The 22,448-nt window shown below is 35.4% G+C and carries 26 protein-coding genes; 17 read left to right on the forward strand and 9 right to left on the reverse strand.

Features of this window, described 5'->3' with window-relative positions:
- Positions 1–17: 17 nt before the first annotated feature.
- Together QZU83_RS01375 and xseA are read right to left on the reverse strand one after the other, a co-directional pair.
- Positions 18–236: an exodeoxyribonuclease VII small subunit gene (locus QZU83_RS01375; RefSeq protein ID WP_295609164.1), complete on the reverse strand. Its 219-nt coding sequence runs from the start codon at positions 234–236 to the stop codon at positions 18–20.
- Positions 237–1,490 (reverse strand): exodeoxyribonuclease VII large subunit, encoded by a 1,254-nt coding sequence (gene xseA, locus QZU83_RS01380; protein ID WP_295609165.1) that lies wholly within the window; start codon positions 1,488–1,490, stop codon positions 237–239.
- Between the two features lie 203 nt (positions 1,491–1,693).
- Between xseA and QZU83_RS01385 the strand changes: the two genes are divergently transcribed.
- Genes QZU83_RS01385 through pyrE form a run of 3 tightly spaced genes read left to right on the forward strand, consistent with a single transcriptional unit; the run spans position 1,694 to position 5,132 of the window.
- Positions 1,694–4,336 carry a PEP/pyruvate-binding domain-containing protein gene (locus QZU83_RS01385; RefSeq protein WP_295609166.1) on the forward strand — a complete coding sequence of 881 codons (2,643 nt, stop codon included), beginning with the start codon at positions 1,694–1,696 and terminating at the stop codon, positions 4,334–4,336.
- Between the two features lie 28 nt (positions 4,337–4,364).
- On the forward strand, positions 4,365–4,595 hold the full coding sequence (locus QZU83_RS01390) for a PRC-barrel domain-containing protein (protein WP_295609167.1): 231 nt from the start codon (positions 4,365–4,367) through the stop codon (positions 4,593–4,595).
- A 9-nt stretch (positions 4,596–4,604) separates the two neighbouring features.
- Entirely contained in the window at positions 4,605–5,132 is a 528-nt protein-coding gene (gene pyrE, locus QZU83_RS01395) for an orotate phosphoribosyltransferase (RefSeq protein WP_295609168.1), read from the forward strand.
- A 46-nt stretch (positions 5,133–5,178) separates the two neighbouring features.
- Here pyrE and QZU83_RS01400 read toward each other — a convergent pair whose 3' ends face one another.
- The 4 genes from QZU83_RS01400 to QZU83_RS01415 form a co-directional block, all read right to left on the reverse strand.
- A complete protein-coding gene (locus QZU83_RS01400) occupies positions 5,179–5,685 on the reverse strand; it encodes a molybdenum cofactor biosynthesis protein B (protein ID WP_295609169.1) in 507 nt (168 codons plus the stop codon).
- 304 nt (positions 5,686–5,989) lie between these two features.
- A complete protein-coding gene (locus QZU83_RS01405) occupies positions 5,990–6,307 on the reverse strand; it encodes a winged helix-turn-helix domain-containing protein (protein ID WP_295609170.1) in 318 nt (105 codons plus the stop codon).
- On the reverse strand, positions 6,304–7,107 hold the full coding sequence (locus QZU83_RS01410; RefSeq protein WP_295609171.1) for a winged helix-turn-helix domain-containing protein: 804 nt from the start codon (positions 7,105–7,107) through the stop codon (positions 6,304–6,306). Before QZU83_RS01410 ends, QZU83_RS01405 begins: the two co-directional genes overlap by 4 nt.
- A complete protein-coding gene (locus QZU83_RS01415) occupies positions 7,104–7,895 on the reverse strand; it encodes a winged helix-turn-helix domain-containing protein (RefSeq protein WP_295609172.1) in 792 nt (263 codons plus the stop codon). The genes QZU83_RS01410 and QZU83_RS01415 overlap by 4 nt, the downstream gene beginning before the upstream one ends.
- A 279-nt stretch (positions 7,896–8,174) precedes the next feature.
- Here QZU83_RS01415 and QZU83_RS01420 point away from each other — a divergent pair, with 279 nt between their 5' ends.
- The 5 genes from QZU83_RS01420 to QZU83_RS01440 are packed head-to-tail and all read left to right on the forward strand — an operon-like array spanning position 8,175 to position 11,827.
- On the forward strand, positions 8,175–8,681 hold the full coding sequence (locus tag QZU83_RS01420; RefSeq protein WP_295609173.1) for a ribonuclease VapC: 507 nt from the start codon (positions 8,175–8,177) through the stop codon (positions 8,679–8,681).
- Entirely contained in the window at positions 8,678–9,793 is a 1,116-nt protein-coding gene (locus QZU83_RS01425; RefSeq protein WP_295609174.1) for a DUF2117 domain-containing protein, read from the forward strand. The genes QZU83_RS01420 and QZU83_RS01425 overlap by 4 nt, the downstream gene beginning before the upstream one ends.
- 15 nt (positions 9,794–9,808) lie before the next feature.
- Positions 9,809–10,783 (forward strand): methanogenesis marker 2 protein, encoded by a 975-nt coding sequence (locus tag QZU83_RS01430; protein WP_295609175.1) that lies wholly within the window; start codon positions 9,809–9,811, stop codon positions 10,781–10,783.
- 2 nt (positions 10,784–10,785) lie between these two features.
- A complete protein-coding gene (locus tag QZU83_RS01435) occupies positions 10,786–11,019 on the forward strand; it encodes a hypothetical protein (protein WP_295609176.1) in 234 nt (77 codons plus the stop codon).
- A 13-nt stretch (positions 11,020–11,032) separates the two neighbouring features.
- A complete protein-coding gene (locus QZU83_RS01440) occupies positions 11,033–11,827 on the forward strand; it encodes a DUF4013 domain-containing protein (RefSeq protein ID WP_295609177.1) in 795 nt (264 codons plus the stop codon).
- 78 nt (positions 11,828–11,905) lie between these two features.
- Here QZU83_RS01440 and QZU83_RS01445 read toward each other — a convergent pair whose 3' ends face one another.
- Positions 11,906–12,637 carry a thermonuclease family protein gene (locus QZU83_RS01445; protein WP_295609178.1) on the reverse strand — a complete coding sequence of 244 codons (732 nt, stop codon included), beginning with the start codon at positions 12,635–12,637 and terminating at the stop codon, positions 11,906–11,908.
- Positions 12,638–12,764: 127 nt separating this feature from the next.
- Between QZU83_RS01445 and QZU83_RS01450 the strand changes: the two genes are divergently transcribed.
- From QZU83_RS01450 to QZU83_RS01475, 6 genes are all read left to right on the forward strand, one after another.
- Complete coding sequence (locus QZU83_RS01450; protein ID WP_295609179.1) at positions 12,765–14,312, forward strand: methanogenesis marker 3 protein; 1,548 nt, start codon at positions 12,765–12,767, stop codon at positions 14,310–14,312.
- Positions 14,284–14,754: a methanogenesis marker 6 protein gene (locus QZU83_RS01455; RefSeq protein ID WP_295609180.1), complete on the forward strand. Its 471-nt coding sequence runs from the start codon at positions 14,284–14,286 to the stop codon at positions 14,752–14,754. Before QZU83_RS01450 ends, QZU83_RS01455 begins: the two co-directional genes overlap by 29 nt.
- An 8-nt stretch (positions 14,755–14,762) precedes the next feature.
- Entirely contained in the window at positions 14,763–15,218 is a 456-nt protein-coding gene (locus QZU83_RS01460) for a methanogenesis marker 5 protein (RefSeq protein WP_295609181.1), read from the forward strand.
- Between the two features lie 2 nt (positions 15,219–15,220).
- Positions 15,221–16,462, forward strand: coding sequence for a methanogenesis marker 15 protein (locus QZU83_RS01465; RefSeq protein WP_295609182.1), 1,242 nt, complete (start codon positions 15,221–15,223; stop codon positions 16,460–16,462).
- An 18-nt stretch (positions 16,463–16,480) separates the two neighbouring features.
- Entirely contained in the window at positions 16,481–17,038 is a 558-nt protein-coding gene (locus tag QZU83_RS01470; RefSeq protein ID WP_295609183.1) for a methanogenesis marker 17 protein, read from the forward strand.
- A gap of 66 nt (positions 17,039–17,104) precedes the next feature.
- Positions 17,105–17,971, forward strand: a complete 867-nt coding sequence (locus tag QZU83_RS01475; protein ID WP_295609184.1) for a radical SAM protein — start codon at positions 17,105–17,107, stop codon at positions 17,969–17,971.
- Between the two features lie 136 nt (positions 17,972–18,107).
- Here QZU83_RS01475 and QZU83_RS01480 read toward each other — a convergent pair whose 3' ends face one another.
- Complete coding sequence (locus QZU83_RS01480) at positions 18,108–18,731, reverse strand: hypothetical protein (protein ID WP_295609185.1); 624 nt, start codon at positions 18,729–18,731, stop codon at positions 18,108–18,110.
- Positions 18,732–18,938: 207 nt separating this feature from the next.
- Here QZU83_RS01480 and QZU83_RS01485 point away from each other — a divergent pair, with 207 nt between their 5' ends.
- The 3 genes from QZU83_RS01485 (at position 18,939) to QZU83_RS01495 (ending at position 21,425) form a co-directional block, all read left to right on the forward strand.
- Positions 18,939–19,859 carry a manganese-dependent inorganic pyrophosphatase gene (locus QZU83_RS01485; protein ID WP_295609186.1) on the forward strand — a complete coding sequence of 307 codons (921 nt, stop codon included), beginning with the start codon at positions 18,939–18,941 and terminating at the stop codon, positions 19,857–19,859.
- Positions 19,860–20,095: 236 nt separating this feature from the next.
- Entirely contained in the window at positions 20,096–21,025 is a 930-nt protein-coding gene (mtnA, locus tag QZU83_RS01490) for an S-methyl-5-thioribose-1-phosphate isomerase (RefSeq protein ID WP_295609187.1), read from the forward strand.
- 73 nt (positions 21,026–21,098) lie between these two features.
- A complete protein-coding gene (locus QZU83_RS01495) occupies positions 21,099–21,425 on the forward strand; it encodes a hypothetical protein (RefSeq protein ID WP_295609188.1) in 327 nt (108 codons plus the stop codon).
- An 11-nt stretch (positions 21,426–21,436) separates the two neighbouring features.
- Here the strand turns inward: QZU83_RS01495 and QZU83_RS01500 are convergent, their stop codons facing one another.
- On the reverse strand, positions 21,437–22,441 hold the full coding sequence (locus QZU83_RS01500; protein ID WP_295609189.1) for a class I SAM-dependent methyltransferase family protein: 1,005 nt from the start codon (positions 22,439–22,441) through the stop codon (positions 21,437–21,439).
- Positions 22,442–22,448: the final 7 nt, after the last annotated feature.

Raw genomic sequence — 22,448 nt, forward strand, 5'->3', positions numbered from 1 at the left:
AAAATTAAATACAATTTTCACTCTGTTGAATTGAATTCAACAACATCTCCATTGTCTTTAACGATTTTTGCAATTGATTCTTCCGCTTTTGATAACTTGTTTTCACATATTTTAACTAATTGCATAGCATTGTTAAACTCATCGATTGCATCGTCCAACGGCACATCTCCGTTTTCTAATTTGGTCACGATTTCTTCTAATTTTTCTAAACTTTCTTCAAAACTTAAATTTTCCATTTATATCACCCTTGTATTTACAGTCCCGTCATCAAATTCAACATCAAGCTTGTCCCCAGACTTTACGTCTTTTGCTGAAGACACCACTTTTCCTTCTACCTTTGTTAATGTATAACCTCTTTTCAATGTCAAAAGAGGATTAAGAACATTTAATTTATCAACGTTTCTCATATATGGTTCTCTTTTCATTCTAATTATTTCATCAGGATTTTTCATAATATTCTTGTTTTTCATTTCCAGCAACTTGTTTCTATTTTCTGCAATTATATTTTTAGATGAAAACTCCAATTTTGTAACCAGATTATCCAATGTCATGGATTTAATTTCGTAAATGGATTCAGGATTTTTAAAAATCTGCTTTTCAGAAACATTTTTTAATTTTATTCTATTTTGTATAATCTTTTCGTTAATGTCTTTGTTTAATCTGTTTCTTAATTGCATAATTTTGAATTTAACGTCATTTACATCCGGAACGGCCATCACTGCAGCGCCTGTTGGTGTTGGAGCTCTCACATCCGCTACAAAATCGGATATGGTGAAGTCAACTTCGTGGCCCACTGCACTTATGACGGGTATTTTGCAGTCATATATTGCCCTTGCGACAATCTCTTCGTTAAATGGCCATAAATCCTCTATGCTTCCTCCTCCACGACCTACAATCAATGTGTCAATGTCAAATTGTTGTGCATGTTCAATTTGACGCACGATTTGAGGGGCAGCCTGTTCTCCCTGAACAAGTGTTGAAAAGACCAGGACTTCACAATATGGATATCTTTTCTTGATTGTTGTTATGATGTCCCGTATTGCTGCTCCGGTCTGTGCAGTAACGACTCCTATTTTTCCAGGGTATTCTGGAATTTCCTTTTTATGGGCATCATCAAATAGGCCTTCGGCTTTAAGCTTTTTTTTCAGCTGTTCAAAGGCAACGTGCAGGTTTCCGATTCCGTCTTCAGTCATTGTTGAGGCGTATAACTGGTATTTGCCGTCTCTTTCATAAACTTCGATTTTTCCTTTGATAATCACTTTCATGCCGTTTTCTGGCTGAAATTTGAGGCTATGCTTTCTTCCTTTAAACATCACTGCCGGAATTTGTGATCTTTCATCCTTTAATGTAAAATAGCTATGTCCGCTTGGATAGGTTTTGAAATTGGATATTTCACCCTTGACATAGACATTCTTCAGGTTATTGTCAAATTTCAGCTTTCTGTTAATGTAGGCGTTAATTTGAGATACTGTTAAACATTCAATCTCCATAGGTTCACCTTTTAATTAATGTTAGTATATTGTTCTTATTAAATACAATTTTTTATTCGGAAGCAGTTTTGCCGTCTTTTTGAACATCGGAAGTTATTTTGCCGACAAATTAAATATTATTCACTATATTTAAATATTAAATTGAACATAACTTCAAAATGGAATTATTTTAATCTTTAAGACTGAATGAATGAGGAATTTTTATGGCGGCATTTGAAAGAGTAAAGTCAGGTATCGACGAGTTGGATGAGACATTGGATAACATCCGTCTGGGAGATAATGTGGTGTGGCAGGTTTCAAACCTTAAGGAATTTTCTTATTTTGTAAATCCCTATGTAAAACAGGCATTGGAGGATAAAAGAAATCTGATTTACATTAACTTCGGCCAGCATGAGCCGTTAATCCCAATGGATGAAAGTGATTTTGAAAAACTTGAAGATGAAAGAAACAATCCAGATACGGAATTTGCAATGATTGAAAAGGAAGGGATTAAAATCTATAAGGTGGACCCGATGGAGCAGTTCGAGTCCTTTACATTGGAAGTCCACAATATCATTACAAAAGAAGGATTTGATGCATTTTACGTATTTGACTGTCTTTCAGACCTGCAGGCAGCATGGGCAACAGATTTGATGATGGGAAACTTCTTCAGAGTAACTTGTCCGTACCTGTTCATCCTTGACACTGTCGCATTTTTCCCTGTCATTCGAGGAAAACATTCCTTCGAATCCATTGCAAAAATAAGGGAGACTACCCAGCTGTTTTTGGATGTTTATTCAAAAAACAATGATGTTTATGTTCATCCTTTGAAAGTCTGGAACAGATATTCTCAAACAATGTTTTTAGGCCATAAATATGATCCGGAAACAGGCAGAGTTACAACATTGACTGATGGAATGGAGGTTTCCAAATTTTATCAGGTAATCAATTCCGCTTCAGCATTCAACAATGAGCAGAGCACAGATAGCTGGGAGAGATTCTTTACAGCTACTGAACTCCTGCACCAAAACGGCGTTGATGTATCGGACAAATGCGATTTGATGTGTTCTATGATGCTGGCTAAGGATGATCAGGTCATAGAAAAAATCAAGCAGTACTTTGACTATGAGGACTACATCAGCATATACAACCGTCTGGTTGGAAGCGGAATGATAGGTGGTAAGGCCTGCGGAATGCTTCTGGCCCGTAAAATCATAGAAAAGGACCGTCCGGATTTATATGCCAATTTTGAGCCTGACGACTCATTTTATATAGGTTCTGATCTGTTCTACACATACATAGTTTCAAATGACCTTTGGAACATTCGCGTAAAGCAGAGAACCAAGGAAGGATACTATGAAGCGGGCCGTGAATTGGAAGAGGGCCTTAAAAACGGAACATTTCCAGACGACATCAAAAACGAATTCAGAAGGGTTTTGGATTATTTCGGCCAAAGCCCAATCATTGTACGTTCAAGCAGTCTTTTGGAAGACGGATTCGGCAATGCATTTGCAGGAAAATACGAATCAGTATTTTGCGTAAATCGTGGTTCTTTGGAGGAAAGGCTGGAAGCATTTGAAGATGCGGTAAAAACAGTCTATGCCAGTACGATGAACATTTCAGCATTGGAATACCGTTCGCTAAATGATTTGGATGACTGTGATGAACAGATGGGACTTCTGGTTCAAAGGGTATCAGGGTCATATTATGAGGACTATTTCTTCCCTACAATAGCGGGTGTTGGATTTTCATACTCCCCATATTCTCCGCAGCCTGACATGGGGCATAACGGAGGAATGCTAAGGCTTGTAATGGGGCTTGGTACTAAAGCGGTTGACAGAACCCAAAATGACTATCCGAGGATAATCAATTTGGACAGGCCACATGCAATTGACCATCCGGATGTTGCAGAGCGCCACAAATACTCACAGCATTCCCTTGATGTTCTGGATTTAAGGGAAATTTCCCTGCATGAAATACCTGTTGAAAAAGGTTTGGAGGTTCTTCCAAGATATGCAAAACGTCCTGTAATCGAACATGACACCGAAGCCGAGCGGAGATTCCGGGAGCGTGGAAAGAAACGTGAAATCGTTTTTGTAAACTGTAACGGTATTGTAAACAACGACAAGTTCATTTCAATGATGAAAGATTTGCTTAAAACACTTGAAACCGCTTATGACTATCCTGTTGATGTGGAATATACAGTCAACATTGGTGCAGACAATTCATTTGTAGTCAATCTCCTTCAGTGCAGACCGCTTCAAATTTCAACAACAAAGGAAGTCATTGAAATACCTAAGGATGTTGGCCAGACTTATTTCCATATCAAAAAGGCATCAATGGGCAGGTCAAGAAAAGAGCGTATTGACACTTTAGTCTATGTAGACTCACACAAGTATTATGAATATCCATATGCCAAAAAAAGCTTGATTGCAAGAATAATTGGTGAGATAAACTCATATTGCAAAGAAAACGACAAGACCTCAATGCTGATAGTGCCCGGAAGAATTGGAACTTCATCTCCTGAACTGGGAATTCCTGTTGTATTTGCAGAAATCAGTCAATTCAGAGCAATTTTGGAAGAGTCCTACAGTAAAGTGGGATATGTTCCGGAGCTGTCATTCGGAAGCCATATGTTCCAGGACCTGGTTGAGGCAGACATTTATTATGGTGCCATTTTCGAAAATGATAAAAGGTTGGCCTTCAACAAGGATTTAATCAGAGATTATCCGAATAAATTGTTTGACATTAATTCAGAACTTGACAGCGAAATATATGACATGATTCATGTAGTCAATTTCGATGATGACAATCTTGAATTTTATCATGACATGAGAAATGATGAATCTAAATGTATTTTAAATTGAAAATACAATATATGTCATAGGTGAGACTATGAGAATTAAAGATGAATTATTTGGTAAAGAAGTTCTCGATGCGGACATTCAAATTGTTGGTAAAGTAAGTGATGTTGTCTTTGATAAGGATTCCTTTGAAATTACAGATATCGTACTTAAAAAAACCGGCTTTTCAGAACAGATAAAATCCAGTGAAAACATGATTCCAATGGAACTTGTTAAGGTTATTGGAGATAAAATTCTGCTTAAGGGCGAAGATGATATCTAATTGATTAATATGGTTTCTAAAGATTATTTAATTGATTTATTAAAGGAAAATGAAGTATTTCTTGAAGGGGATTTCACATTATCTTCAGGAAAGAAAAGCAATTATTACATTAACATGAAAAAGGCAATCACTGAGCCTGAAATTTTATCCACAATTTCAAAATTAATCACAGAAAAGATAGCTGATGACGACATTGACAAAGTGGCAGGACCAGCTTTGGGTGCAGTTCCGATAGCTACTGCAGTCTCTTTAGAGTCAAAACTCCCTCTGTTGATGATTCGTAAGGAAAAGAAAGGTTATGGTACTTCCAAACTCATTGAAGGTGTGTTGAATGAAGGCGATAATGTTATTGTTGTTGAAGATGTCTCAACTACTGGCGGATCTCTTCTAAAGGCAATTAAAGCCATTCAGGAAAATGGTGGTAATGTAAAAAGAGCCTTTGTTGTAGTTGATAGGCAAGAAGGAGCTATTGAAGAGTTTGAAAAAGCAGGAATAAAATTAGAACCTTTAATAAGTGTTAATGAGTTTTTCGATTAAAAAAAGAAAATAATAGTCAACTACAACGACATAGTCGTGTAGTTGTTCATTTTTTTACATGATGAACAAAATGAGGAAGTTCATCAATTATTATTTCTAATGCGGTTTTAACGGCATTAGGTGAACCGGGCATTGAAAAAATTATGCATTTTTTATAGATTCCGGCTGTTGCTCTGGAAAGCAATGCTGCAGAACCGATTTCCTCATAGGATTTCATTCTGAAAATTTCTCCAAAACCATCTAGTTTTTTTTCAAAAAGTGATTCAACGGTTTCAACGGTTATGTCTCGTGTATCTAGTCCTGTTCCGCCGGTTGTTAGAATGACATCAGTGGATTTGGATATCATCTCTTCGATAGCATTAATCAGTGCATCTTTTTCATCAGGAATTAAGATTCTTTCGGTTAAAGTATATCTTGATTCAATTTCTTCTGAAATGTATTTTCCAGAAAGATCCACCTTTTTTGATTTTCTACTATCGCTTAGGGTAATGACACCGCATGTGATGTCTTTTGATGATTCATTTTGATGTTGTTTTGAAGTTTCACTTTGCATATTTCTTTTGGCAATGATATTCCCGGCATTATATGCCTTAGGAATTGCCGTCCTCCGTTCATTTGTTTGGCATATAACCTAAAATATATTTTATTCTGGTTTCCAGATTATGAGTATGCAATGTTATTTTGGCGTTTTAAATGTAATCGTCACAGTTATTGTATGTGACCGATTCAATCATTCTCATTTAAGCTATAGGCCATTTAACATATGCACAAACCATAGACTTTAGAATAATATGTAAAAAGTCAACAAATGCTGGCTTTAGCCATATCTCCTAAATATAGGTGTTTACATTATTATTCTATTGATTGTCAATTTGTTTTCTAATATCAATATATTCATCTAGGTTTTTAATTAATCTATCGCCAGGATAATAAAATATTTTTTTCTCGAATTTTTCTTTGGTAACATATCTGTGACTGCAAATGATATCCAAATGGTAAGTAATGGTTTTATAGTCCAGTTTTAACCGTTTGGATAATTGATTTGCATTACTTGGTTTAATCAATATTTCATCGATTATTTTCATTCTTGTTTTTCCACCGTCACTGCCCATTAACATGGAATACAGTTCCTTATCTTTAATTTGTATGCTTTGAATACTGTTTGAAAAGATCATTCACTTACCCCTAATTCTTTAATCAAATCATATGCCCATTTCAGAGCATTTTTATCTTTTCCGATTAAAATTTGGGAATCATCATAATGTCCATCTTTAAAAAATAAAGTGAGGGACATGAATTTTTCAGAGTATGTTAAAAATATTTTCAAATTGTCTTCTGTGATTTTGATGAGTACTTTTTCGTTTTCAAGTAATTCCTGTTTGAATGACTCATTTTCACAAATGGAGTCATAAATCTCTTTGCTAATGATTAATCTTAATTCATCAATTTTTTCATTGTTTAAAAGATCAATCATATGCTTGAAATGATTTTCAGAATATATTGGCATGATTATCTGTAATTTGCGGGCATTTGAAATTAATTTTATGTATCTGTTGAATGCAATGGATAAATCGCTTGTTGTTGAATTTACGTATTCTGCATCTTTTAGAAGATAAATACTTTTAATAATTTCATCTGGAATGTCAGTCAAATCATGATTGTCCCAAAAAGTCTCGTTTTTTGCTAGAGAATACCAGTTTTCAATCAATTTGACCATATTTGTGGTTAATAAATAACCATTTGATGTTAATTCGTAACATTTTTGAGCTTTTCTAACCAAATTAATTGCCTCTAGTTCTTTAAGCCCGTGCAAAATGGTTGCAGAAGGCTTTTTTAATTCATTTCTAAGTTCATCCAAATTTCTTGGAATTCTGTACAATGCCAAAAGTAATTTAGCACGCATGCTAGACGTCAAAATATACTTGACATCTTTAAATTCTTTATTAAGTTCCTGTTTGGTCTGTATGTTGGTCATTTTATCACCATGTGTTTTACGTGTTTAAATAATTCGTTGGCCCATTCATGTGATTTTTCGTCATCTGAAATCAGGATTCTGTTCTGGTCAAAACTTCCGTCGTTTTTAAATAGTCCTAAACTCATTTTTTCATCACATATTGTAAGATACAAATCCAAATCATTTGTAACTGCATATATGGTCAGTCTTCCGCTGTTAATTGCTTCTTTTTTTATTTTATCATTAATTGGGGAGATCATTGCTTTAAATATGGTTCTTGGAACAATCAGTTCAACAGTTCCATTATTTTGCAATATTGTTTCAATTAATTGAGGGTATTCAGGATGCAAGTATGGAAAAATGGCTTTCACGTCTTTTGATTCAATCAACTGGTTTTTTGTGGTATTGTGTGTTTTGTATATGTCTAATGGTGTTGTCTCAATTAGTTCTGAATCTTTCAGAGCGGTAATGTTTTTCATGGAATCGATGCCTAACTGGGTTATGTTGTGTTTGTTCCAGAAAGCATCATAATCATAGATTAGGTCAACGCTTTTTTTGAAGTCCATTAACGCTTTGAAATAGATTTCAGCCATTGGATTAATGTAATATTTCTTTTCGACTTTTCGGATATAGTTATTTTCCTCTAACTTGTTGACATTACTTGAAACGGAACTGTAGGTAATGTTTGTCTTTTTTACAAGTCCGCTGACGTTGTTTGGCTGTTCATGGAGTTCACTTAGGATTTTTAATCGGATTTCGGACTGTGCAAGGAATCTGATATTTTCATTAATTTCGCTAGGGTTATGCATTTTTTTCTCTCCTTTTTTTTTTATCATGAAAAAAATTCTTGAAATTCTCAATGAATTTTTCTGCAATATCAATTCTTCACATCTGAATTTAAATAAATTTTTCCAAATTTATCCCAAATCTCTCCAAATTTTATTCTAAGCTTTTTCCAATCTTTTTCCAGATTTATCCCAAGTCTCTCCCAAATCTTTCCCAATCAAATTTCACACTTGAGTCAATATTTCAAAATGTTTTAAAATATTGCCAAGATTTATTAGTTTTTATTGTGAATATATTTAATCATGGAAATTTGTTACGTGTTGGATGCATCGGCATTCATTAACGGGTTTGAGATTTCTTCAAAAAGGAATTTCACAGTTCCTGAAATCACTGAAGAAATCAAGGATTTCGAATCTCGTCTGAAATTTGATGCAGCAATTGACCAGGGATTATTAGTTATACAAGATGTAGCATCTCAGTATTTATTTTGTGTAAATAACATTATTTATGAAAGTGGTGATATTTTAAGATTGTCATTTCCCGATAAGAAATTGATTGCTTTAGCATATATGTTATCTCAAAAGGGAGAGAATGTAAAAGTCATTACTGATGATTATACTATTCAAAATACTTTAAAAATAATGAATATTGATTATTCCGGTGTAATAACTGAGGGAATTAAAGGAATTTACAATTGGAAGAAAATATGTGAAGGTTGTAAGAAGGAATATCCTGAAGACTATAAATTTGATGACTGTGAGATATGCGGATCTAAAATTTTTAAAAAAAGAATCAAGGTGAACAGATGAAAATAGGCGTTGTTGTTCATGGACCCAATGTCATTGATTCGGGCTATGCATTAAAATTAATCAATTTGCTTGGGGAATATGGTGAAGTCAAGGCAAGACTGGGAGGAACCATGGGTCGGACTGCAGTCATTGATGCGGGTCTTGAAAATGTCATAGACATTTCAAGAAAACTGGTTCCAAGCGACTCCTTAAAGATTTTTCATGATGAAAATGTTGATGTGATATTTTTACTTAATTATGGAAAATCCGATGTAACGGGACAGGTATTCGGATATAAGGTCTTTAATCATTATATTGAAAAAATATCTGACAATAACATTCCAGTAATTCAAATTGAAAGGCCTGGCGAAGATGACGGAAGCATAATTTGCTGGAACGGTGATTTGGATATTGCCGAGGAGTTGTCTGTGAAATTGGGTTTGGCCAAAATAACTCCTCAGGAGGTTTATGACAATCATATCAGACAGGATGATGCCGGGGTCAATCAAAGAATTGTTCATGGAGTCAGTCCGGGTGAAAATATAATGGTCAACAGTGTTGTTATTGGGAAAACAAACTCTGACAAGCTAACCTTGATATCCAAGGATAATCATATTGTCGATATCATAGGTGGGGAACTTAAGGCTCACGGTCTTGAAAAGCTGGGGGAAGTTGATCTTGAATCCGCCATTATAAAGACTGGTCTTTTAAGACATGCAAATGTTACTCCAAGGGTTATCGGACATGATGAGTCCAGCGGTTTTAAGGTAACATTTTTAGACCATGCCGGTGAGGATGTATATAAATTCAGGGATTCGTCTCTGGTAATTACTGTTGGTGATGACACTACATTGATATCTTCTGATATTTTGTACCGTTTTGATATACCTGTAGTTGGAATAACTGATGGCGATTTGGATAAGGTTGTAGAATCCGGATTTAAGGTTAAAAATTCTATCATCTTTGAAGTTGAAAGTGGCTTTGATGACATCTGCGGTCAAGATATTAAAACGAAAATGTTTGGTGGCGGGCAGGTCACTTATGACTATTCAAGCATCGGTGAAGTTGAAGGCAAAATAATCGAAATAATAAAAGATATTAATTGCAAATACAAAATTAATTATATTGACTAATAGGAAGTGTAATCTTTGGATTTTAAAAATCTCGTTCGTGAAATTCAAGAATTTAAGGGAGTGTCACGTAAAAGCTCAATCGACAATGTAATTTCTCTTTTAAAAGAATCATATAATGTTTCAGGGGATGTTGTCATTGACATTGGGGATGACGCTTCAGCTATTGACATTGGAAACGGTCAGGTAATATTGCTTGCTGCAGACGGAATATGGGGGGACATAATGAACGTCAACCCTTATTGGGCAGGGTACTGTTCAGTTTTAGTAAACGTCAATGATATTGCGGCAATGGGTGGAAAACCGCTGGCCATGGTAAACATAATGTCAATAAGCAATGATGGGATTTATGAAGATTTATTAAACGGAATCAAAGATGGATGTTTGAAATTCGGTGTTCCAATGGTTGGAGGGCACCTGCATCCTGATGGTGAAGTGGACTCATTGGGAGTTGCTATTGTTGGAATTGCCCAAAAGGATAAAATAATAACAAGTTTTGGAGCTGAAGCGGGCGATAAGGTAATTGTAGCAATCGATTTGGATGGAAAACCTCATGAAATGTTTTCCCTAAATTGGGATACCACTTATGACAAAGATGCGCAATTGGTCCAAGACCAGATTACCGCTGTACAATACCTGGCTGAAAACGATTATATAAAATCAGGAAAGGATATTTCAAATCCTGGAATATTGGGAACATTGGAAATGCTTTTGGAAACGTCCGGTAAAGGTGCTGTCGTAAATCTGGAAGACATTCCAAGAAATGAAAGTGTTGAATGGGTAGACTGGCTCAGGTCATATCCTGGTTCAGGTTTTGTTTTCACGGCTAAAGAGGAATATTGCGAATATATTAAGGACTATCTTTCAAGATTCTCAATCGAGGCAAATGTCGTTGGAGAAGTCACTGATTCCAATTCACTTTACCTGAATTACGGCGATGAACAGGCAGAAGTTTTCAATCAGGACAAAAATCCTGTATTCATATTCAGATAATTATGTATCAAAGTATTGACGGTATATCTATAGATGACTATTCCTATGATGTAGTATGTCTCAATTGCAGATATTGGATTATTAATCCCGGGGGAATGGTTTGCGGCTTTGGAAAAGGCTTTACAAATCCCGATGATTCATGCTGCATGTTCGTGGCATTGAATTCTATGGATGATGATTATAACAGTTACTTAAATAAATCACAAAAAATGGAAATTTGGAAAAGCAGCTTTTAGTTAAGGTGGTTTTATGGATGTTGGAATAATAATATCAAATTCATTAAAGTACCCTTTTAGGAATATCAAGAAATTGCCGATTCTTTTTGTTTTATTTATTTTGGCGGCAATAATTCCATTGGGAATAATATTTGACAATAGATATGTTACAATTTTCGGAGTTATCTCATTTTTCTTATTTATTCTTATTGTTCCGGGATATTTATTTTCAATTGTTAATATAGGCGTAAATGAATCTGCAGTGATGCCTTCCTTAAGTTTCAAAAAGAACATTTATGATTCTCTTAGACTGTTTGTCTTAAGGATTGCATACATGATTGTGCCTGCATTGGTATTCTTTATTGTCCTGTCCACACTGGGAATGTCAAGCATTGATATGCTATCAGATCTCAGGGTTCTTAGTTTTGCACTGACTGCGGGCCTGATATTCTTCATTGTTTTAATCACATATCTCCTATTTGAAGTGCTGCTGTTTTTTGCAAAAGCCAGATTGGCTTATTTAAACAGTTTGACTGAGGCTTTAAAGATTAATAAAGTGGTCGGAGATATTAGGGCTATTGGTATTGGAAGGATTATTGCATGGCTGATATTCATGGTGATATTGCTGATAGTTGCTTCATACCTTTCATCACTGGTAATGATGATTCCATATGTTGGATTTTTAGTTTATATGATTATTGTCATTCCAACATTGGAAAGTATAGGAAACTATTCATTGGGACTTTTATATTCAAACATTGCTGTCAATAATGATGCAAGTTTGGATAAGTTTGAAAGGGAAATCGAATTATTGAAATATTTTGATTAATTAGAGGTAGTTAACGTTGATTAACTATCCTTCATTCTTTTCTATTTTTTTAACGTTTGAAAATTAAAATAAAAAAAGTCAAGGATTACAGACCTTGCACGGCATGTATCCCTGTGAAATTGCATCGTTTCTGCTGTTGAAATATACTCTATTGTGTTCTGCTGTTTTTTGACCCCAACTGCAGGTTGATTTATGGAATTTGCCTGAATTTGAGTTTCCGATATAATCTCCGGTGTCACTGGAGCCGGAATCTGATTGTGTATTCGCATATGTGTGCTGTGATGTTGGAATGTGTGTTGAACCGTCCGCCCAGTTATACGGATAGAATTCACTTGGAGGAATGTACATTACCTCGGCAAGACCTTCCTTTAAAAGCATCTCATTCACATTTTTGCCGTCAACAATAACGACAGCCAATGTACGGCCGTATTTATCATTGTGTTTGGCATTGTCAATATCAAGCCCCACCTCTTTATTTAAACATAATTTCTGAACAAAATTTTTTGAGGTAATATAACCCTCAACACCTCTCTCTGGAGTGTTGACGCCAACAAAACGTACTTTTTTGCCGTTGTTTAAATAGATGGTATCTCCATCAACAACTTCTGTGCACACTGCACTTTCTTCAACCTGACAGTCAGTATCGGAGTATTTGCCCAAAATATCGGATGCTGACATGTCATGGTATTTTGATGACGGAATATTGTGTGTAAATCCTGTTCCGGTATATGCGGTTGCAACTGAAATTGCTCCTACAGCCAATATCAAAATCACGAGTAAAGAAAAAACATGTTTTCTGGTAATTTGCATTTCTTTTCCCTCCTTATTATATTGTTAGAAAAGTGTGTTAATATAATTTTTGAAATTCAAATAAATAATTTTAATATATAATAAAATTATAAATATATAATATTAAAAATTCTTATTAGGAGATTGTATGTTAATTAAAATTAATGGAGAAGAAATAGATGTGGCAGAAGGCTCCTCAATTCAGGATGTGATTGAGGAAACTAATGCTCCATATACTCCTGGTAGTATTGTTTGTTTGATAAAAGGAAAAAAGGAACTTGAAAAAAATATAAGCAAATATAAGATTAAGACAACTCAGGGTTCCATAATCCTTCAGCTCGACGAATCTGATGAATCCAAACCGTTGGTTGACGTTTGGAAAAATCAGTATGAGGAGTTTGTCGATTTGGACATAAGGTGGTCAACCCCTACTGAGGTGGCTATCGGTCCTGTCGTAACCGATCTGGAACCTACTCATGATGAATTCAAATATTTTGAAGGAGATGTTGTTTTAAGTTTATCTAGTTTTAGTAATGAGTCTACTCACTTGATTATGCTTAAGGAGAACACCACCAATGTTTATGGTGTACCGCCATTTAATAAAGGTATTTTTGCCCGCGTTATTGGAGGTAGAAAAACATTGGAAAATCTCACTGATGATGATAAGGTAACTGGTATAGAACCTATTATCGAGAGAAGCACAACAACCGACAGTGCTTCTGTATCCGACCTGAGCATTGTTCTGGAAGAGGGAAATGAGTTGTACACATATATCTCTTTTGAGATTGATGAAAACTCCCCTGTCTGTGTAGAACATTTGTTCTCTATAGTTAAGGATGGCAGAATCAAAGTTTCTTTTGATAGTGAATCATTTTTAGGATTTTATGAGTTGGAAGGGCTTGAAAAACCTAAAGAGGACACCACTAAAAGAAATCGCGGAACAATGACTATCAGAAATAATGGTAAAGGTGTAGGAAAACTATTTATTTATCGTGAAAACAGAGTTTTAACTCCAAATCACACCACTGTAGGTAACATCGTTCAGGGTATGGAACTTATAGATATAGCAAAGGAAAATGATTTCATCACTGTTAAATCAGAACAGCAAAGACTGATGCTATTGAATAAAACCCAAAGTGAAGCTACTGAATTGTTGTCAGCAGCAGGTGTTGAGCATTTAATTGATGGATTGGTTGATGATGATGCAATTATCATAGAGCAAAATCCATTGCATACGATTGATATCCTAAAAGAAGGTAAAGTAATAACTAAAGCTATCAACAAGGAGGATTTATGTAAAATTAAATTTGTTGATAATGCGCCAAGGTCTGTTAGATACTTCAAACTATTGTCTGGCCTTTTGGAAAATCCTATCGGTCAAATAAAGGTTCACTTTTCAGTACCTGGAATGCACATAGTTATTTTTGAGGGAGATAAAAACTCCGCCAAAGGTTTAATCCCTGAAAATAACCCTGTCGATAAAGTAATAAGAGGTCAAATAGGTATTACTAACATGTCTTCCAAAAGTGCAGGTTTAATAGGTGTTAGATTTGAAGATAACGCCGAATATGGACCAACTGCAGAGACTTTTGGAGCAACAAATATTGTTGGTGATATTGTTTCTGATTATGATCATCTTGAAAAATTAAAAGAAGGAGTTGTAGTGTATGTCACCGAATCTAACAATGAGTCCTGATTTAGGTAAAGAAGATTGGGATCCGGATGTAATTACTCGTATGATTTTTATTGGGCCAGGAGCTCATGTAAGTGAACAGGAGATAGTTAGTGAATTTCATATGCTTGGTTTGCCTCTTACAATAAAGAACACTTGTTATGGGTCAATGATAAGTGGCAAAAGTGAAGATGTTTATAAGGCAATTGAAGAGATTAGAAAACTAGATCCAAGCCACATTTTCACAAAGGAAAGAGGTTTCGCTCCGGGAGATCCTAGAAGATGCAGAGGTCACAGATTTGGACCGAGAGAAGGATTCCACCAAATGGAAAAAGAATATAGAATACTTGGTTTTGTATCCGAAGCTTTAGATAATCCTAAAGAAGTGGAATTAGAAGAGAAAAAACCAATTGAAGTTGACGAATTTAAAAAAATCATGAATGAATGTTTAGAAAATAAAGAATAGGTGAAAACATGGTTAAAATAGCTATTTATCCTCCAAATTCATTAATCTTAGCAGATTTACTTGAAAGAAAAGGTCATACTCCTTTAGTTCTTCAAAAGCAAATTAGACAAAAAATCAAAGACCCGGAGATTGATTCTCCACCTATGAACATCACTGAAGATGACCCGATTAAAGGCCTTAAATATGCGGCTATCGAAGTTCCTTCCGGTGTCCGTGGAAGAATGGCAATTATCGGACCGCTCATAGATGAAGCTGAAGCAGCTATTGTGGTTGATGGCGCTCCATATGGTTTTGGTTGTATCGGCTGTGCTAGAACTAATGAATTATCAATATTTTTACTCAGGAATAAGGGAATTCCTGTTTTAGAACTTACATATCCTACTAATCAAGATGAAACATATGTTATGGTGAATGAAATAAATGAATTTATAGATTCACTTGAAGAAACTGCTGGGGAGGAATAATAATGGTTAAAATTGCATTAGTTTCATGTGGAACAGAATATAGTGGAATTCAAAAGGAAATTGAAAAGGCTGCAAATAAATTTGGTGCAGAAATTGTTCTTCCTGAAATCGATTTGGACTACATTGACGAATCTTATGAAAAATTCGGATTTTCAGCTCAAAGTTCAAGTCTGAAATTAATGATTGCAAGAGCTATGGCTATTGTTGAAGGCAGATCCAAGCCTGACGCAGTATTTATTGCAACTTGTTTCAGATGTGCTGAAGCCGCATTGGTAAGAAATGAAGTTAGACGTTTTATCCAAAACAATACTCGTATTCCGGTAGTTACTTATTCATTTACTGAAAGAACAAAAGCTGATGAATTGTTCATCCGTATGGAAGCGTTGGCTACTACTGTAACTCGTAGAAGCATTCTTGCTCGTGAAAAACAAGAAGGACTTACCCTTGGTTTGGATTCAGGTTCAACCACTACAAAAGCGGTTCTTATGGAAAACAACCAGGTTATCGGAACAGGTTGGACTGCCACTAAAGACATTATTGAATCTGCACAAACAGCCGCTGCTGAAGCATTTGCAAACACAGATTATGGCTGGGATGATGTGGACGGTATCGGAACAACCGGTTACGGTAGGTTTACCATGGGTCAGGAATTCGGTGCAGAACTCATCCAGGAAGAACTGTCCGTCAATGCTAAAGGTGCAGTATATCTGGCAGACCGTCAAAAAGGAGAAGCTACAGTACTGGACATAGGCGGTATGGATAACAAGGTAATCACTGTAAACAACGGTATTCCTGATAACTTCACCATGGGTGGTATCTGTGCAGGTGCATCCGGAAGATTCCTTGACATGACTTCCCGTAGGTTGGATGTGGACATCACTGAGTTAGGTCCGCTTGCAGTACAGGGTGACTGGAGAAAAGCAATGCTGAACTCCTATTGTATTGTATTCGGTATTCAGGATCTTGTTACCACTCTTGCGGCAGGAGGTTCCAAAGCTGATGTCGCAGCTGCGGCATGTCACTCCGTATCTGAACAGGTTTATGAACAGCAACTTCAGGAAATTGACATTCGTGAACCTTTAATCCAAGTAGGTGGAACCAGTTTGATTTCAGGTCTTGTTGAAGCGGTCAGTGAAACTTTAGGTGGAATTGAAGTCATTGTTCCAGAATACTCACAACATATTGGTGCTGTAGGTGCAGCTCTTTTAGTATCCGGAATGGGACACAGACATGATGATAAATAAATTTAAAGGGTTGATTTAATGTTAGTTGAATGCTATGATGAAAGAGGCGCTGAAGTTTACGAAATCATCATAAAGCAAATCTTTCAGGATTTGGTTTTAGGAGCTTCCGTTGATGATTTGAGAGCTTATGTCAATCCTGATGATCCTGTATTTGTCTTAGCTATTAAAATGAAGAAAACTTCAAATGCAGTTGCTTTTGGAGATGTCGCCACTTTAACTTATGTTAAGGATGAGGACATTACCAGAATTATAGTCGATAATGAAAACTATCTTCCGAATATCTTAAAGCAGTTATGGAGAAGATACTCAAGGGAAGAGATTTATCAGCCAAACAGATATCAGCTGGAAATTGCCGGGGACCATGTTGATTTGGGTACCATTATTGTAGATGACCCTCACTCCAATCTGCAAAGAAGGGTTTATGACGCAATATTTAGGATATTGCCTGAAGGATTTAAAATCATTAAGGACATGTCAACAGAAGATATCGTTACTGTTGTAGCTACTGACGAGCTAATTGCCGATGCATGGATTGAAAAAGCTAATGAATATATTGCTGAGTTAAGTGACCAATAGAAAACTTTAAATATTTGTTCGTATCAATACAAAATAACAGGAGTTATATGTCGGAGAAGTGATAGTATGGCTGAACATAAAGGTTCAAGATTTGCACACATAACAAAAGCACATCCATGTTTCAATGAAAAAATGCACGATAAAGTAGGTAGGGCACATGTGCCGGTTGCACCTAAATGTAATATCTTTTGTAACTTCTGTACAAGAGATATTAATGATGAAGAAAACAGGCCGGGAGTTGCAAGCTGTGTAATGGATGCAGATGCTGCAATTAAACATGTTAATGACGTTACTGCTGATGGTCCGATTGCTGTTGTAGGAGTCGCAGGACCGGGAGATTCACTAGCTAATGAGGAAACATTCAAATTCTTTGAAAAACTTGCTAGCGAACAGCCTGATTTAATCAGATGTATGAGTACAAATGGACTTTTACTTCCAAAATATGCAGATAAGCTTGCAGAACTTGGAGTAAATTCCGTTACAGTAACAATAAATGCGATTGATCCTGATATAGCAAAAGACATCTATTCTTTCATTAAGTATGAAGGTAAAGTTTACAAAGGTCGTGAAGCTGTAGAAATCTTAATTAAAAACCAATTGGAGGGTGTTGAAAAAGCTGCAGCCAACGGTTTGGTAGTTAAAGTTAACTCAGTTTTAATACCTGGATTGAATGATGAGCATATTGTGGAAATAGCTAAAGAGGTTAAAAAACGAGGTGCTTCTTTAATGAACATTTTACCTTTAATTCCTTTAGCTAAGATGAAAGACTATGAACGTCCGGACTGTTCAATGATGGAAAGCATCAGAGAACAAGTGGAAGAAATCATACCTGTATTCAGGGCATGCACCCAATGTAGGGCGGATGCTTACGGAATACCTGGTAAGAAAAGCGAAGATTATCATTTAGGAATGACTCCACAGAGTCATTACTAAAACTCTTTTTTTTATTTTTTGTTTAATTAAACAATTTTTAATGGTTATTTTTTTTTGCATGTGATGGCTTTCACTGTAATTTTAATCAGATTAAAAAAGAATGGGAGGAGCGTTTTTAACGCTCAAATTAAAAATTTTATTCTAAATAAGGATTTCCGCTTGCTTCTTGTTCTGCATAGTTTGAAGCTAATTCAAATGCATCCGCACCATCACTTTGACCGCCTACAACAACTCCATATTGGTTGTAGTAGAAGTTGTATTGAGCATCATAGTAAAGTATTTCATCAGTTTTGTTGGTGGCATTTGTAGTATTGGTTTTAGTAGTATTATCGTATTTTATAGTGCTTGCAGTTGAGTTAGCATTGGTTTTATCGTTGGTTGATTTTCCTTCAACGATTTTGATGGTTTCTTCTAATTTGCAAGGGTTATATTTGTTATTTCCAGTGTAGTTGATAATGACTTTGTGGTCGCCTAAAGCCTCATTATACAGTACCAGATATCCGTTACCGTGTTCGTCAGTAATGACTGAGTAATTTTCATATTTTCCATTTGCTTCAAAGCTTATGTTTACTTTTTGAGATGCAATTTCTTTTCCTTGTGCATCTTTAAGTTGGAATTCGATGTCATCTCCATTTTTCAAGGTTTTTTCACTTAACATTTTTATTTCAGTGTTGACTTTTGCTTCGGCAGCGATTGCGCTTCCTGCCACAACAGCAACAATGAAAATACTTAAGAGTACTAAGATTATTTTTTTGTTCATTATTTTCTCCTCCTTTATGTTATTTTATATTCATTTATATAAATATATTTGTTATTTGTATTCATATTGAGTATAATATTGTTGTCATTATATTGTTTTGAGGTTATTTGTTTTCATTGTATTTTCTAAATCGCAAAATTAAATATCAATGAAAAAGATAATTTAATTAGTAACGTTAATTTTATAATTTTCGAGGAAAACGATAATATGGTTAAAACTTATGTTTTTGGACATAAAAGTCCTGATAGCGATAGTATCACTTCAAGTTTAGTAATGACTAACTTGGAAAGGGAATTGGGAAACGATGAAGCTCAAGCTTTTAGATTAGGTAACATCAACAAGGAAACTGAATTTATTTTAAATTATCTAGGCATTGAAGCGCCGGAATTATTGGAAAGCGTTGAAGATGATGCTAATGTCATTTTGGTTGACCACAACTCTCCTGCTGAATCAGTGGACAATTTGGAAAATGCCAAAATTTTAAAAGTTGTTGATCACCATAAGCTTGCTTTGGAAACTTCATACCCGTTATTTTTAAGATTTGAGCCTGTCGGATGTACAGAAACTATCTTATGCAAACTATATGAGGAAAATGGTGTTGAAATTTCAAAGGAGATAGCTACTTTAATGTTATCTGCCATTATTTCAGACACTTTGCTTTTAAAATCACCTACAACAACTGATGATGATAAGGCAGCTGTTGAAAAACTCTCAAAAATTGCTGAAATTGATGCAGAAGGATACGGTTTGGAAATGCTTAAGGCAGGAACTGATTTAAGCAGTTTCACCATAGATGAAATTTTGGCCCTTGATGCAAAACAGATCGACTTTAAGGATGTTAAATCAATTGTAAATCAGGTCAATACTGCAGATATCAGTGATGTTATGGCAATGAAGGATGATTTGGAAGCAGGAATTAACAAAATCATTGAAGAGGAAGATTTGGACTTGTTCATGCTTTTGATTACTGATATTGTAAACAGCAACTCCCAGGTAATTGCACTTGGTAAGGATGCCTCTCTTGTTGAAAAGGCATATGGTGTGACATTGGAGGATAATACTGTTTTGCTTGAAGGTGTTGTTTCACGTAAGAAACAGGTAGTGCCGATTATGACTGAAAATGCATGAAGTATTAGTGGGATTGTTAAAAATTCAATTTTACATAAAAATTTATAAATGATAACTTGATAATGTAATATATAAGATGTATTTTTAATACGTCTCTAATCAAATCCTTTATTGGGTTATTTACTAAAAAAAGCATAATTATAAACAATGCTCAAGCATTAAACAAAATTAGAAACTAACACTTAATTATGCTTTTTTTATCTATTTTTATGACATTTTTTTTAAAAGGTGTTAATATGAAAACACTTGAATGGGAAGAAAATAAACTAAAACTTATTGATCAAAGAAAACTTCCTGATGAGTTGACTTATGTTTACTGTGATAATTATCAGGATGTTATAACTGCAATCAAAAATATGACTGTTCGTGGTGCTCCAGCTATTGGAGTATCAGCGGCTTTTGGAATGGCTCTTGCAGATATTGATGGAGTTGATTTGGATAAGGCTGCAGTTGAGATTAAGGCTGCAAGACCGACTGCAGTTAATTTGTTCTGGGCTGTTGACAGGGTATTGAACAGTGATGATGCCCTTGGCGAAGCATTAAAAATGTATGAAGAGGACATGGCAACAAACAGGGCTATCGGAAAATATGGTGCTGAGATAATCGATGATGGTGATACAGTACTGACACACTGTAATGCTGGTGCTCTTGCATGTGTAGATTATGGAACTGCATTGGGAGTATTTAGAGCAGCACGCGATGCCGGTAAAAACATTAATGTGATTTGTGATGAAACCCGTCCGCGTGGACAGGGGGCAAGTTTAAGTGTTTGGGAAATGCAGCAGGAAAACATTCCGGTAAAACTGATTCCTGACGTGGCTTCAGGATTTTTGATGTCACAGGGTAAAATTGATAAGGTTGTAATAGGCGCCGACAGAATCGCAAAAGGCGGTGTTGTAAACAAGGTGGGATCATTTATGGTGGCGCTGGCTGCAAAACACCATGACATTCCTTTTTATGTGGCAGCACCATATTCAACTTTTGATAATGAAATCAATATTTATGATACTGTAATTGAAGAGAGGGACGGTGATGAGGTAAGGTACTACGGCGGTGCTAGGATATGTCCTGAAGGTACAGAAGTAATAAATCCTGCTTTTGATATTACTCCTAAGGAATTGGTTACTGGTATAATTACCGAAAAAGGAATTATTGACCCAATCTAATAATGCTGAAAAACAATGTGTTTTAATATGATGATGTTCAAATAGTAAAGTAAGTTTAACATATGGTGATAGAATGCAAATTGAATACAACAAAGAAGAAAAATTGCCTCCTTTAATAGAAGATTTGGTTAATGAACTGCAAAAAGATGATTTTGTACATTTTAAGATATTATGTGCAAATGAGGTACATCATTTCCATAAGGAAGAGGATACAATCATCGAGTTTCAGTTAACCTATGTAAAAGAAACCAGACCTAATGGGGACATGCTGTATATAGCTTATCCTGATATTTTCAGAGTTAAATTATATAGGGATTTAGAACAATATCTTGAAGATGAAAAGAAAGCTGATGCTTTTGAAGATTCCGATTTATGGACTGGTAATAGGATTATTTTCTAATTACCTTTCTTTTAATTTTTTAAGACCTTTCCGTCAATGGCAACATGCCATTCGTCGGGTGAAATTGATTTTACCTTTCGACAATTTATGATTTCCACTTTTTTTCCGGCACTTTCGCATGCCATTTCAAGACGTTTTATTCCTTGTTCATATCCATTTGAAAACTCATAATAATTGATTGTTCCACCATCTTTAATTAAATCGACGGCAACATCAAGGAAAGTGTATGCAAGGCCTGGAAGATTCATAATTATCCTGTCAAATTTGCAGTTAAATGACTTTGAAACCTCTCTCACATCTCCGCAGTATGGTTTGATGGTTCCTTTCAGTTTGTTTAACCTGATATTCTCCTCCAAATATTTTATTGCTGATTCGTTAATGTCAACTGATATAATTTCAACATTTCTGTTTCGGGCTATTACAATCGGGAAAGGCCCTATTCCACAGAACATGTCTAGGATCTTTTCACCATCACGGACACTTTCCATTACTCGTTTTCGCTCTGTTGCGAGTCTAGGTGAGAAATAGACTTCACGAACATCAAGTTTCAGGCGCGCTCCGTGTTCCTTGTGAATTGTAACAGAATCGTCAACACCCGCTAAAAATTCCAAATCTCGAATGCGTATTGTTCCTTTAATTGCACTTTTTTTCATATAAACTGCTTTTCTTTTTGTAAATTTATATGCTGCATCTCCAATGATTTGCCTTTTGTCGTATAACTCATCAGGGATTTCCAGAATCACGATATCTCCAATTGTATCGAAAGAAGTTTTCAGGTTTTCAATTTCCTCTGCTGTCAGTTCATCTTCAAGCAGTTCGGAAAAATTTTTAACAATCTTTTTCATAGGCTCCAATTCAATATCGACGATTTCATAGTCATCAAGGTCCTCATTGACTGGAATATATCCGTATTCTCCGTCAGCCTTGATTCGAAAGTCCATGTTCATCAGGCCTTTTTCCATTAGTTTTATACGGGTGTCATTCAATTGTTTTAATGGAACTTTTACACATTTCATAAGATTT

This window comes from uncultured Methanobrevibacter sp. (genome assembly GCF_902771435.1).
Classification (GTDB): Archaea; Methanobacteriota; Methanobacteria; order Methanobacteriales; family Methanobacteriaceae; genus Methanocatella.